Origin of the sequence: Bacillus sp. D7-8, assembly GCF_052055895.1 — a bacterium.
GTDB lineage: Bacteria > Bacillota > Bacilli > Bacillales > Bacillaceae > Bacillus > Bacillus velezensis.
In genome coordinates this window covers 3,004,389-3,017,799 of record NZ_CP179922.1, presented here as the reverse complement: position 1 = coordinate 3,017,799, position 13,411 = coordinate 3,004,389, and the positions used below count along the sequence as shown (strand labels likewise).

At 47.5% G+C, this 13,411-nt stretch carries 9 protein-coding genes; 6 read left to right on the top strand and 3 right to left on the bottom strand.

Annotated elements, in window-relative coordinates:
* Window positions 1-13: 13 nt before the first annotated feature.
* Window positions 14-229, top strand: coding sequence for an MbtH family protein (locus ACKTRM_RS14805; protein WP_012118326.1), 216 nt, complete (start codon window positions 14-16; stop codon window positions 227-229).
* A gap of 44 nt (window positions 230-273) precedes the next feature.
* Here the strand turns inward: ACKTRM_RS14805 and ACKTRM_RS14800 are convergent, their stop codons facing one another.
* The 3 genes from ACKTRM_RS14800 to ACKTRM_RS14790 form a co-directional block, all read right to left on the bottom strand.
* Complete coding sequence (locus tag ACKTRM_RS14800; RefSeq protein ID WP_012118325.1) at window positions 274-951, bottom strand: YukJ family protein; 678 nt, start codon at window positions 949-951, stop codon at window positions 274-276.
* A 118-nt stretch (window positions 952-1,069) separates the two neighbouring features.
* The gene (ald, locus tag ACKTRM_RS14795; protein ID WP_003152011.1) at window positions 1,070-2,200 is read right to left on the bottom strand and encodes an alanine dehydrogenase; all 1,131 of its coding nucleotides are present in this window, start codon (window positions 2,198-2,200) and stop codon (window positions 1,070-1,072) included.
* Between the two features lie 103 nt (window positions 2,201-2,303).
* The gene (locus tag ACKTRM_RS14790; RefSeq protein WP_012118324.1) at window positions 2,304-3,533 is read right to left on the bottom strand and encodes a PucR family transcriptional regulator; all 1,230 of its coding nucleotides are present in this window, start codon (window positions 3,531-3,533) and stop codon (window positions 2,304-2,306) included.
* Between the two features lie 315 nt (window positions 3,534-3,848).
* Here ACKTRM_RS14790 and ACKTRM_RS14785 point away from each other — a divergent pair, with 315 nt between their 5' ends.
* From ACKTRM_RS14785 to esaA, 5 genes are all read left to right on the top strand, one after another.
* The gene (locus ACKTRM_RS14785) at window positions 3,849-4,142 is read left to right on the top strand and encodes a WXG100 family type VII secretion target (RefSeq protein ID WP_003152013.1); all 294 of its coding nucleotides are present in this window, start codon (window positions 3,849-3,851) and stop codon (window positions 4,140-4,142) included.
* 75 nt (window positions 4,143-4,217) lie between these two features.
* Complete coding sequence (locus ACKTRM_RS14780) at window positions 4,218-4,457, top strand: EsaB/YukD family protein (RefSeq protein ID WP_003152015.1); 240 nt, start codon at window positions 4,218-4,220, stop codon at window positions 4,455-4,457.
* A gap of 14 nt (window positions 4,458-4,471) precedes the next feature.
* A complete protein-coding gene (essB, locus tag ACKTRM_RS14775) occupies window positions 4,472-5,758 on the top strand; it encodes a type VII secretion protein EssB (RefSeq protein WP_012118322.1) in 1,287 nt (428 codons plus the stop codon).
* Between the two features lie 54 nt (window positions 5,759-5,812).
* Complete coding sequence (gene essC, locus ACKTRM_RS14770; protein ID WP_012118321.1) at window positions 5,813-10,288, top strand: type VII secretion protein EssC; 4,476 nt, start codon at window positions 5,813-5,815, stop codon at window positions 10,286-10,288.
* A complete protein-coding gene (esaA, locus tag ACKTRM_RS14765; RefSeq protein WP_012118320.1) occupies window positions 10,285-13,410 on the top strand; it encodes a type VII secretion protein EsaA in 3,126 nt (1,041 codons plus the stop codon). Before essC ends, esaA begins: the two co-directional genes overlap by 4 nt.
* Window position 13,411 lies beyond the last annotated feature (1 nt).

Sequence of the window (13,411 nt, the reverse complement as noted above, 5' to 3'; positions counted from 1 at the left end):
GGAAAGAGATGATATGACAAATCCATTTGAACGGGAAGACGGCTCATACCATGTGCTCGTCAATGCTGAAGGCCAGTACTCACTGTGGCCGGCCTATCTGGATGTGCCGGGCGGCTGGGAAATACGCCTCACGAATGAAACCCGCCCCGTTTGTCTCGAATATATTGAAACAAACTGGCGTGATATGAGGCCGGAAAGCCTGAAACAGGCCGAAGCCGCTAAAAAGTAATAAGAAAAGCCTGCCGTTATTTCGGCAGGCTTTTTATGCGGACATCAGCCGTTAAGCTGTGTATGATCACAAAATGTATAAGGGTGGCCTTCTTCATTCGTGCACCATGACTGAGACAGAAAAGCCAAAAAGACCGCGGCCCACTGGTCTGCAAACTGGATTAAAATACCTCCGTCGTGCCACGTTCCGTTATCCTTCTTCCAGCGTGTATCAATTGGGTTTCCCTGATTCATATGAATATTATGCATGCCGTTTGTCGGCTTGAACCCGAAAATCTTATCAGCGCCCGGCTCCGGCCCGAATTTAGAGCCGTAAATATAGACGGTGGCTTTTTCTGATTTGGCTTTTTGCATGTACGTCTCAATAAAGTCATTTAAGTCATTATCCGGACCGGTGACTTCATGCGGGAGGGGCACCATGTTCCGGGGATCAAACAATCCGTCGCGGACATAATCCAGCGCCAGCTCACGGCTGGTTTCATCAATTGGGGTATATCCATACGGAATGTTGGGCAGCAGGGTGATCGCGCTTGCGTCAAAATGATCGCGTGCCGCATACAGAACCTCTGATTCTTTTGAACTTGACATGACATTGATCGCACAGCGATAGCGCGTATCAGGCTCGCCTAGCACCTCGACTTGAAAATGCGGAGAATCATCATCTGTTTCCCTTCTCATATCTGACACAGTGCCTTTTAATACACCATAGTGCTGAACAGCCATATGAATCCTCCTTTTTCTTCCGGGATATGAATTGATATTCGAGACAGGGGGCCGTTTTTCCTTTTATGAGAAAGAAAAAGAGGACAGCCCGCTGATCAGGCTGTCCTCTTCATATCTATTAAGCTTTTGCAGCCGAACCTTGCATTGCTTTTTCAGCAGGCACGTAGTCATAGCCTAAGTCTTTGGCTACCGCTTCATACGTGACATGTCCGTTAGCCGTATTTAAGCCCGCTTTAAGCGCAGGGCTGTCTGCAATGGCTTGTGCCGCGCCTTTATTGGCGATTTGAAGCGCGTAAGGAACGGTTACATTCGTTAATGCGAGCGTAGACGTACGCGGTACGGCGCCCGGCATATTGGCGACAGCGTAGTGAACGACGCCGTGTTTTTCGTAAGTCGGATTATCGTGGGTTGTAATATGATCAACGGTCTCCACAATGCCGCCCTGATCGATGGCAACATCAACAATGACGGAACCCGGTTTCATTTGTTTAACCATTTCTTCCGTAACGAGAGTCGGCGCTTTGGCTCCCGGGATGAGCACGGCGCAGATCAGAAGATCCGCTTCCGCGACGGAATCCGCAATATTTACAGGGTTTGACATCAATGTTTTAATCTGATGCCCGAAAATATCATCAAGCTGACGCAGGCGGTCTGCGTTCAAATCGATCATTGTCACATCGGCACCGAGTCCGACAGCCATTTTCGCGGCATTTGTTCCGACGCCGCCCCCTCCGATGATCGTGACTTTTCCGCGGGATACACCCGGTACGCCGGCTAATAAAATTCCTTTTCCGCCCTTTGGTTTTTCAAGAAACTGAGCTCCGATTTGCGCGGCCATTCTGCCGGCCACTTCGGACATCGGCGTAAGCAGCGGAAGAGAACGTCCGTCCGTTACCGTTTCGTACGCAATAGCTGTCACGCCTTTTTCTGTAAGCGCTTTAGCTAATTCCGGCTCTGCAGCTAAATGAAGGTAAGTGAATAAGACCAGACCTTGACGGAAATACGCATACTCTTCAGCCAGCGGTTCTTTTACCTTCATGACCATTTCCGCATCCCATACTTGCTTTCTGTCCTCCAGAATTTCCGCCCCTGCTGATACATAATCTTCATTTGTAAAGCCGCTTCCGAGTCCCGCTCCGGATTCCACAAGAACCCGATGGCCGTTTCCGATAAGCTGTGAAACGCCTCCAGGTGTTAATGCCACTCGATTTTCATTGTTTTTGATTTCCTTTGGAACCCCGATAATCATGTCTGTTTCCCCCAATGTTTGTGTGATGCTTCAAGTGTAGCGCGATTTTTGCGAAAATTCTTTGTTTGAAACAGAAAATAAAAAAACACGGATTTGTGAAATTTCACGAATCCATGCTGCGAAGTTTGATATCAAGGTAAATCGTAAACTTTTCATTCACATTTTTTAAGTCGATTTCTGCGATATGGCTGATTCTTTTCAGCCTGTAATTCAATGTATTGACATGGATGTTAAGCGCTTTAGCGGCAGTGTTGACGTTGCTGTCGGCATCAATAAAATGTTCGAGCGTTTTTACCATATCGGCTTGGTGCTCCCTGTCATACTGCTCAAGCTTTGAGAGGGAATAGTTCATATAGCCGCTGTGCTTGCGTTTTTCATCCAACACATCCAGGTACTGATAAATGCCGAGTTCCGAAAAGCTGAAAAGGTGTTTGGTTTCTCTCACAAACCGCTCTTTCGCTTTTAATACGGAAAGCGCTTCCTGATAGGAGCGGTAAACATAAGAAATCGATTCGTAAATACCGCCGACCGCAATCGATGCATCCTCAATTTTATATCGTTCCTTCAGCTGTTTTTGAATATGAAGGGCGAAGTGCTTTACATCTTTAAAAGGCTGATCGGTTTTCGGCGCGGCTAATAAGATTAATTCATTTGAATCGACAGTCGCCAGCATGACATGAATCTGCTGTGTCGTTTCCTGCAAATATTGCAGCTGCTGTTCCGTCTTTTCAGTCAGCTCATCATGTAAACGGATGATCATGACGCTGAACACGGACGGCAGCGCCATTCCGAGCTTATGAAACCCTTCGGCCATTTCGGCTTCCTGATAAATATGGCCGGTCAGCATTTTCCAAAAAAACTCCTGGCCCCGCTCTTCGATTTTCGTTTTGCGGATCTGCAGGTGCAAAAGTTTGTTCCGCACCGCTTTGGCTGCCAGCTGAAGTGTCTTCAGATCCTCGTCATTGAGCTTTTTTTTGATCTCAAGCGCCCAAATAAATCCGAGAACCTGACTGTTTTTCCAGATGGAAATCGCCACGCGGTTGCTCAGGCCCACCTCGTCAATTTCTTTCACTTTGATCGGCTGGTCCGTTTTTAAAAGAGCCGGAATGGTTCCGTCTTTCCAGAGTTTGTTGATGACTTTTTCCGGCACCCTCCGCCCGATAATCGTCGACGTCCGGGCCGGATCTGTACAATCGCTGTGCGTGCTGTATGCAAGCAGTTTATGATTAACGTCTTCTATTGTAATGGGGCATTGAAGAACTTCACTGATATGGTCGGCAACATCTTCAAGCCTGTCGAAACTGTACTTAAATGGATCCTTTGGATTGGTCATCTGTATCCCTACTTTTTCATAGCTTCATATCTTGATCTTACCATCTTGCTTTTCAGACTGAAAGGCATCTTTGCAGGGAAATAGACTAGGACAATAAGATCATTCGATGAAAACGAAAATAATAAGAAAATCATACTACTTCATTTACAAAATGTGTAAATATACCGAAAAATCCAATATATCATAAGACTCATTTTGTAAAATTAAAACAGATTTGTTTGACTGTGCCGAATGGTTGTTTTTATAATAATGACGTTCAAAAAATAAGTGAATTAGCCCATATTTAGGCTGATGACACAGGAGGGTATAAGGAATATGTCTGGATTAATTCGTGTCACACCCGAAGAGCTAAGAGCGATGGCTAAGCAATATGGCGTTGAAAGTCAGGAAGTCATGAATCAGGTTGACCGCCTGAACCGCATGATTTCTGATTTGAAAGGCATGTGGGAAGGTGCTTCAAGTGAAGCATTTGCAGATCAATATGAGCAGCTGAAACCTTCATTTATTAAAATGTCTGAATTGCTTCAAGATGTGAATCATCAGCTCGATCAAACGGCAAATACGCTTGAGTCTACTGACCAAGATATCGCTAACCAAATTCGCGGATAATAAGATGAATGAAGAAACGGAGCGCCTGATTCAATCAAGAAGACGGCGCTCTTTCTATGTAAGGGTGATATGAATATGTATATCGATATTACAATAGATTTAACACATTATAACGGCAGCGTCTTCGATCTCAGATTGTCAGATTACCATTCTGTGAAAAAAGTCATCGATATTGCCCGGCAGGCTCAGCATGTATCCGTTCCGCCGCGTGAAGGCTATTGGATCAGAGTGGTCAATAAAGAAACGGTTTTTTCCGGAGAACAAAAGCTATCTGACTGCGGCATTACGAACGGAGACCGTCTTGAAATTTTATGAAAGGACATGGTGGAATGACAGGTCATAACAGATCTTATTTAGAAACAGAATTAGACGCCGTCCGGGAAGAAACCGAATCAGGCTTCACGTTCACCTTCCAGCGGGAAAAAATCAAGCTTCTTGACGGGCTGGAAGCAAACGTGATTAAAGATGCTGATCCTTTTTTTCAAAAAGAGGTCTCAGTTTCAGAAGACGAAGTAACCATCACAATCAAACCTCCTTCTTCTTATCAGGCTTTCCGCTATATAAAAGGAAAAGATAAAAAAAGCAGGTGGCAATTTGCCTACCGTCTCGTCCAAGCCGTGAAACAGCATAAGCTGAAACGTCTCAATCTGATTGCCGCCCCTGAAAATATCGTGTTTGATAAAGCGCTGACGCCTTACTTTCTTCATTACGGCGTAAAGGAGAGCCTTCCGCCTTATGAGGAAGATAGAGAAAGGGTGTTAAAAGAGCTCAAAGCCTGTGCGGCGCTTGTAGCTGACGGGGCGTACACCTTCGATGAATATTTGAAGTACAAGGAGACGCTTCACTTCTCTCCTGAGGTGAAAAGCGTGCTAGAGGCGGAGACGATTGAAGAACTGGAAGAAACCATTCAAACCGCAATTGATTCCCTCGAAGAAAGGGACAAGACATACATAAAACTGCCGAAAAAGAAATGGAAAATCCAAAGATACGCCGGGCTGGCGCTTGCAGTCCTCCTTGTGCCGACACTTCTTTACTCCTTATACGTTCTGTTTTTCGCCCAGCCAAAGCAAGAGGCAATTACAGAAAGCAACCGCTATTTTTTAAATCAGCAGTACAGCAAAGTCATTGACACACTCGCCAAATACGATGCGGAAAGCCTCCCGGAATCTGTGCAGTACGAGCTTGCTTCCTCTTATGTGGCAGTTGAAAATCTGAGAGAAGAACAGCGGAAAAATATCGGGAATCTGGTCACGCTGCAATCAGACCCGAAGCATTTCCTTTATTGGATTGATATCGGCAGAGGGGAAAATGAAGAAGCCATCAAAATCGGCCGCAATCTTGAGTACAACCCGTACATCTGGCTCGGACTTACAAAATATAAACAGCAATTATTAGCGGATGACAGTATGAAAGACGACGAAAAGCAGAAAGAACTGGACGCCGTGGAAAGCGAGCTTGCGAAGGCGAAAAAAGAGGCGGAGGAGCAGCATAAAGAAGCGGAGGAAAACGGTGACACCGCCGAAGCTTCCGCCGGACAGGATGAAAGCAAACAAGACAAAGCAAAAGATAACAAAGAGAACGACAAGAAAGATGAGAAAAAAGATGAAAAAAAATAACAGCACACATCAAATGGCCGCAGGTAACGATCAGGCTGTCAGGAGGTTCGCCATATGAGTCTGTTATGGGTCTTTTACCGAGAGCACGTACAAAAGATTCAGCTGTCTGAACTCCCGCCGTCTCAGCCGATTACGATCGGTCCGGATATGAAAGATACAATCACGGTCGGTACACTTCCGTTACGGCAAAACGCCGCAACCCTTTATCGAAAAGAAACAGATCGTTATGATGTTTTCCTGGGAAATAACTGTGCCGGCGAATTGACAATAGGAAATGAAATACCCTGCCGGATTGAAGAAGAGACGATGCGGCTTCTGCTCACCCCTGACAAAGAAGAATCCTCCGTTTATTTTATCGGCGGGAAGGATGAGATCGTTTTCTCATCAGAAACAGAGGAAGCGGATATATACAAAGAGCCGTCCTCCGCTCAAACAGGGGCTTTTTATCTGCGAAAGTCGGGAGGATGCTGGTCTGTCGTCCCTGATGGCCAAGACGTTTATGTGAACGGAAAACTTGCAGAAGCTCCCGAAAGGCTCCGGACGGGAGATGAGCTGCTGTGGAATTTTCTGCGTGTGAGGCTGACGGAGGACGACCTTTTAGAAGTCGTTCATCATGAAAAGCTTCAAACCGGTTTAACCAAAACGGTAAAACCAAGCACCGAAATGAAAAAGAAATACCCGCAATATCGAAGAACGCCGCGCATGGTCTACGATCTTCCAGAAGACCGCGTTTCATTCAGCTTTCCCTCGCAGGAAAGCGAACAGAATAACCGGGGGCTGTGGCTCGTCATTCTGCCTCCTTTGGTCATGCTGATTGTAATGGGGGTTGTCGCCATTATACAGCCGAGGGGCATATTCATCCTTGTCTCTTTGGCGATGTTTATGATGACTCTCATTACCTCCACCGTGCAGTATTTCCGTGAAAAAAACCAGCGGAAAAAACGGGAGGAAAAACGGGAGCGTGTGTACAAGCAGTATTTAGAAAGCAAGCGGAAAGAGCTTCAGACGCTGTCGGAAAAACAGCTGCAAGTGCTGACGCATCATTTTCCCCCGTTTGAAAAAATGAAATATTTAACTTCTGAAATCAGCGGCCGCATTTGGGAGAAATCGCTGGAAAGCAGGGATTTTCTGATGCTTCGGCTTGGAACGGGCACGGTCCCGGCAAGCTACGAGATTTCAATGAGCGGCGGAGACCTGGCGAACCGTGATGTGGATGACTTGATGGAGCAGTCGCAGCACATGCAGCGTGTGTATAAAGATATCCGCCATGCGCCCGTGACCGTTGATTTACAAGAAGGGCCGATGGGGCTTGTCGGGAAACCCCAGATCGTCAAAAATGAAATTCATCAGCTGATCGGCCAGCTCGCGTTCTTCAACAGCTACCATGACCTGCGATTTGTCTTTATCTTTCATGAGGACGAATATAAGGAATGGGAATGGATGAAGTGGCTGCCGCAATTTCAGCTGCCTCATATGTACGCGAAAGGATTTATTTACAATGAACAGACCCGCGATCAATTGTTATCGTCCATTTACGAGCTGCTGCGGGAGCGGGATTTGGAAGAAGATAAAGAAAAGAAGATCTTCCAGCCGCATTTTGTCTTTGTCATCACAAATCAGCAGCTGATCGCAGAGCACGTCATTTTAGAATACATCGAAGGCCGGCATGAGCATCTCGGCATCTCGGCAATCATCGCCGCGGAAACGAAGGAAAGCCTGGCAGAAAACATTCACACCCTCGTCCGCTACATTAATGAAGATGAGGGAGACATTCTCATTCAGCAGAAAAAAGCGGTGCAGATCCCGTTTAAGCTGGACAGGCATGAACGGACAAACAACGAGCGGTTTTCCCGGACGCTTCGGACATTGCACCATCAGGCCGGAATGACGAATTCCATTCCTGAAACGGTCTCATTTCTGGAGCTGTTTCATGCGAAGGAAGTAAAAGAAATCGGCATCAGACAGAAGTGGGAGACAAGTGAGTCTGCAAAATCGCTGGCTGTTCCGATCGGCTATAAAGGAAAAGACGACATCGTCTATTTAAACCTGCATGAAAAAGCGCACGGGCCGCACGGATTGCTGGCGGGAACGACCGGCTCCGGGAAAAGTGAATTTCTGCAAACGTACATCCTGTCATTGGCCGTTCATTTCCACCCGCATGAAGCGGCGTTTTTGCTGATTGACTATAAGGGCGGAGGAATGGCCCAGCCGTTCCGCAAGATGCCGCACCTTCTCGGGACCATCACGAATATTGAAGGAAGCAGAAACTTCAGTATCAGGGCGCTTGCATCCATTAAGAGCGAGCTGAAAAAACGGCAGCGTCTGTTTGATCAATATCGCGTCAATCACATCAATGACTATACAAAGCTGTATAAACAGGGAGAAACGGAGATTCCGATGCCGCACCTGTTTTTGATTTCAGATGAATTCGCCGAGCTGAAAAGCGAAGAGCCTGACTTTATCAGGGAGCTTGTCAGCGCGGCCCGCATCGGACGGAGCCTTGGTGTGCATTTAATTCTCGCCACGCAAAAGCCGGGCGGCATCATTGACGACCAAATATGGAGCAACTCACGCTTTAAGGTCGCGCTGAAAGTGCAGGATGCAAGTGACAGTAAAGAAATCCTGAAAAACAGTGATGCGGCGAATATTACGGTCACCGGACGCGGCTACTTGCAAGTCGGAAATAACGAAGTGTATGAGCAGTTCCAGTCTGCCTGGAGCGGCGCCCCTTACATGGAAGATGTATACGGCACCGAGGATGACATTGCCATCGTTACCGACACCGGCTTAATTCCGCTGTCTGAGGTGGATGCGGATGATGCGGCGAAAAAAGACGCCCCGGCAGAAATAGAAGCCGTAGTCGAAGAAATCGAGCGGATTCAAAATGAAATGGGCATTGAAAAGCTGCCGAGCCCGTGGCTTCCGCCGCTTGCCGAACGTATCCCGCGCACGCTTTACCCTGCGCAGGAAAAAGACCGCTTCTTCATCGCCTGCGTTGATGAGCCTGATCAGCAAAGACAGGCGCCTCTCGCTTATACGATGATGGATGACGGCAACATCGGCATTTTCGGCTCATCCGGCTACGGCAAGTCAGTGGCTGCCATCACCTTCCTGATGAACTTCGCGGAAGGATACACGCCGGAAGAGCTTCATATGTACATCTTTGATTTCGGAAACGGCACGCTTCTGCCATTGGCAAAGCTTCCGCACACCGCAGACTATTTCTTAATGGATCAAATGAGAAAGATCGAAAAATTCATGATCCGCATCAAGGAAGAAATCGAGCGGCGGAAACGGCTGTTCAGAGAAAGAGAAGTCAGCCATATCAAAATGTACAATTCGCTCAGTGAAGAAGAGCTGCCGTTTATATTTATCACAATTGACAATTTTGACATCGTCAAAGATGAAATGCATGAATTAGAAACGGAATTTATCCAGATTTCACGCGACGGGCAAAGCTTAGGCATTTACTTCCTGCTGACCGCAACGAGGGTAAACGCCGTCCGCCAGTCGCTGTTAAACAACATAAAAACGAAAGTCGTCCATTATTTAATGGATCAGTCAGAAGGATACTCCATTTACGGGCGTCCGCCGTTCAGTCTCGAACCGATCCCGGGCCGTGTGATGATCCAAAAAGAAGAACTGTATTTCGCGCAAATGTTTCTTCCGGCTGAAGCGGAAAATGACCTCGAGATGTTCCAGGCGCTGAAAGCCGATGTCAAAGCATTAGCTGAGCGCCACGCCGGAACAGCCGGCCCAGACCCGATTCCGATGCTTCCGGATAGGCTGACGGCCGGCGAATTTTCACTCCGTCTCGGCCCGGATCAAGAGCCGTTCCGCATTCCTGTCGGGCTTCATGAGGAAAAGGTCAGCCCTGTGTACTTTGATCTGGGCAAAAATAAGCATTGCCTTATCTTAGGCCAGACACAGCGGGGAAAAACAAATATCCTGAAAGTGATGCTGAATCACCTGCTGCGTGAAGGTACGGAACAGGTCGGGCTGTTTGACTCGATTGACCGCGGACTGTCGCAGTATGCGCAGGAAACAAAGGTCAGCTATCTGGACACAAAAGAAGACGTCCGGCAGTGGATCGAAACGGCAGAAGCCATTTTCACGGAGCGCGAAGCTCAGTATGCGCAGGCCGTCAAAAATGGCGATGTCCACAAACTCAGTTTCTCTCCGGTCGTGTTAATGGCCGACGGCATTACAAGATTCCAGCAGACGATCGACACCGCCATTCAGGACAAACTGGCGTTGTTTATGAAATCTTACGCGCATGTGGGCTTCAGTTTTATCCCGGCGGGCAATCACAGCGAATTCTCAAAAGGCTATGATTCCTTAACGACGGAAATGAAACAGATCCGCCACGCGATGCTGCTTGTGAAAAAATCCGAACAAAATGTCATTCCGCTGCCTTACCAAAGGCAGGAACCGGACATTCAGCCGGGCTTCGGCTATTTGGTTGAAAACGGGAAGGAGCAAAAAATCCAAATACCTTTATGTTCAGCGGAAAGGGAGGCCGTCAGATGACTGAACAACGAAAAAGCCTGATCAAATTAATAGCCGCGGTCGTCATCATTCTGCTGCTGCCGGTGCTGTTTTTCCGGTTTATCGGCGATGACCCGGGAAAACAAAAAATCAACGCCACCCGCCAAATCGCAGTCGTGAATGAAGACATGGGCTTACAAACAGATGAAAATGAGGAAGAGGAATCCGTCCATTTCGGCAAAGAAGTAGCGGCCGCTCTCGGCGGCCGTCCGGATTATTCATGGACGGTTGTCAACAGGAGTGCGGCTGAAAACGGTCTGGCGGCTAAGAAGTATGACGCCGTCGTTTACATTCCATCCGATTTTTCAAAAGATATCTTAAGCTATGACAAGGAGCGTCCGCAAAAAGCCACGCTGACATTCAATATTCAAAGCAACCTGAACGCCGTCAACAAAGAAAAGGTGCAGCGTGAGCTAGAAGACGCCCAAAAATCAATGAATAAAAAAATGTCGGCATTATATTGGAATTTCGTCTCGCAAAAAGTGAACAATGTCCGAGGCGATTTTGACAAGATCGTCAATAAAGAATCAGAGTTTCAAAACGTCATGTACAACTTTTACAAGCCGAGCTCCAATGACTTGGCAGGTGAAATCAAGCGGCAAAAAGACCTGATTGACGAACTGAAAAAATCAATGAATGAAGCGCAGGGCGCGGCAAAAGAAAAATTGACTTCGGCAGATGAAGCCAAAACCACGCTCAAAGACTTTGCCGATACGGTCGAGCGCTATAAACAATATCAAGAAAATCAGAAAAAACTGCTGATGGCCGCGCAGGAACAGAATCAAAAGCAAATCACAACCGGACTGAATGCCATTAAAGCACAGCAGGCCGCCAACCAGTTCAGCACGATGATGAGCGGGCTGTCTTCAGGCATAAACCAGGCGAAGACACAGCTTGACCAGACAGGATCGGCTCTTTTGGCCGCCCAACAGGTGAGAGAAGCGCAGGTTCCTGATCAGGAACGCGGGATGGCGAATATTCAATCCAATTTACTGGACAATTATTTGACTCAATATAAAGCTCAAGCAAGATTTGAAACACTGAACAGTATCCAAACCCTTATGAAAAGGGATCGGCCGGCATTAACCGTTCCGGAAAAGGACCCGGGTGATGACGGCTCGGATGAACCGAAAGAAGAAGAAAAACCGGAAGAAGAAAAACCCGGCGATCTGAAAATTGACCTTGACGATCAGCGTGACGAGTTAAAACGCATCTCCGCTGAAATCAATCACATTTCTGACGGATTAAAAGAACCGGAAAAAGAAAATCCGGCCCCTGAAAAACCGGGCCAAGGCGATGACGGTGAAAACTCCGGCGATACCGATCCGAATAACGGAACGAATCCCGGAGAAGACGGAAAAACGGAAGACGGCACAAAAGAAGAGCAGCCTGCTTCCGATAACACTGGCGATCAGGAGCCAAAAACCGTCCAGACCGCGACAGCCGCTAAAAACGTCACTCCGTCTGCTGATGAGCCGGCGGACGATCCGAACGATTCTGAAGGGGACGGCGGCACGGACATATCTGAGGCGAAAGAAAGGCTGAACCAAGCCGCAGAGCGGATTCAGCAAATTGAAAAAGAGCTGGAAGAAAAACAGCAAACTCATAATGAAGAACTGAAAAAACGTCTCGATGCTCTTGATGAAGAAATCCAAGGCCTTAAAAAGCAGATTGCCAAAGTTGAAGAACGGGCGGAGAAATTACAGGAAGATCTTGAAAAAACAGTAGAAAAGAGAGAACAAGACTTCAATACCGTTTACAGAATGATTGTAAGAACAGAACAGAACATTCTGAACTACCCGTCATTGGATGGCGGCCGCAAATCTGCTCTTGAACAGATATTTGCCGCTGACATTAATACAAAAGAAATATCCGATTTAATGAGTTACTATAATGATTTATCCCTGTATGAGGCGACACTCTATCACTCTCTTGACGCGGGCTCGCTGCCTGATGTGAAAAACAGGGTGCTGAAAGCCCAGCAAGGCGAAGTCCAAACCGTTCTTGCCATCAAACCGGTGGAAACGGCAAGCTGGGAAAACCTGAAAAATAACAAGATGCAGACAGATGAAGACATCAGCAATTTCATTAAAGGCATGACCGAATTCTCGGATAACTACAGTACCTATATCAGAGATGAACAAGCCGGAGTGCTCGATGAGCTCGCCAGCATTTCAGACAGCGCGGCGAAAGCATCCGATCAGCTGGCTGAAGGCGCCGTGCAGGAAGCGGCCGCGTTCAGCGGAGACGGATTAACCGGAACGATGGCGCTCGGCGCTCAGGATACCGTCGGCCGCGAAGTCCTGCAAATGTCTGACACGATGGGCCATCTGTCAGAACGCCAGTCCGGCATCATCAGCTATACCGACAATATGCAGCAAAGCGTAAATGACGTCCAGCAAAAAGCGGACACCTTAAACAGCAACTGGGGCAAAAACGTCAATTCCACGAAATTGATCAGAAATGACGTGTACGGCATTTTAGGGAACGCGCTCGTTGACGGACAGGAAAACGGCTACGTTTATGATTATCTCGCCAACCCGCTTAAAATCAGCGGAGAGGTGCCGGAAGACCGGGTTCAGAATGTTCCGCCGGTCGTCATTTTGGTGATCGTCCTGATCAGCAGTCTTCTGATCGGCTATTTCAGCTCGTATTATCAGCAGGCGCCGCTTCTTGTCAAAGGCGCGCTCTTTGGGATTTTAAACATTATGGTCGGATTGATGATCAGTCTGTTCGGTCTGAATATCTACTCGCTTCCGGACGATCAGACCATTAAATGGTCAGTCTTTACGATTCTCTTGCTTGCGGCGAGTTCAGCTTTTATCCGGGCAGCCTTTGTCTTCGGCTCGATTACCGGATGGATCGCATCATCAGCGCTCATTCTCTTTTATGTGGCGCCTTTAATCGACCTGATTATGCCGAACTTCACCTTTGACAGTCCGGTTTCGAAAGTCTATATCGATATTCAATACGGAACGGGCCACCTGTTTGCGATGGGGGTAACGGTTCTTGCGATCATTACGCTGATTGCGGCGGCGCTTCCGCTCGTCATTCGGCTGTTTGCGGAAAAAACGGAGGAAAGTGATCAGTCTTATGAGGCGTAAC

Coding starts and splice junctions, on each gene's coding strand:
- ACKTRM_RS14805 (WP_012118326.1), top strand. CDS start 14: ATGACAAATCCATTTGAACGGGAAGACGGCTCATACCATGTGCTCGTC.
- ACKTRM_RS14800 (WP_012118325.1), bottom strand. CDS start 951: ATGGCTGTTCAGCACTATGGTGTATTAAAAGGCACTGTGTCAGATATG.
- ald (WP_003152011.1), bottom strand. CDS start 2,200: ATGATTATCGGGGTTCCAAAGGAAATCAAAAACAATGAAAATCGAGTG.
- ACKTRM_RS14790 (WP_012118324.1), bottom strand. CDS start 3,533: ATGACCAATCCAAAGGATCCATTTAAGTACAGTTTCGACAGGCTTGAA.
- ACKTRM_RS14785 (WP_003152013.1), top strand. CDS start 3,849: ATGTCTGGATTAATTCGTGTCACACCCGAAGAGCTAAGAGCGATGGCT.
- ACKTRM_RS14780 (WP_003152015.1), top strand. CDS start 4,218: ATGTATATCGATATTACAATAGATTTAACACATTATAACGGCAGCGTC.
- essB (WP_012118322.1), top strand. CDS start 4,472: ATGACAGGTCATAACAGATCTTATTTAGAAACAGAATTAGACGCCGTC.
- essC (WP_012118321.1), top strand. CDS start 5,813: ATGAGTCTGTTATGGGTCTTTTACCGAGAGCACGTACAAAAGATTCAG.
- esaA (WP_012118320.1), top strand. CDS start 10,285: ATGACTGAACAACGAAAAAGCCTGATCAAATTAATAGCCGCGGTCGTC.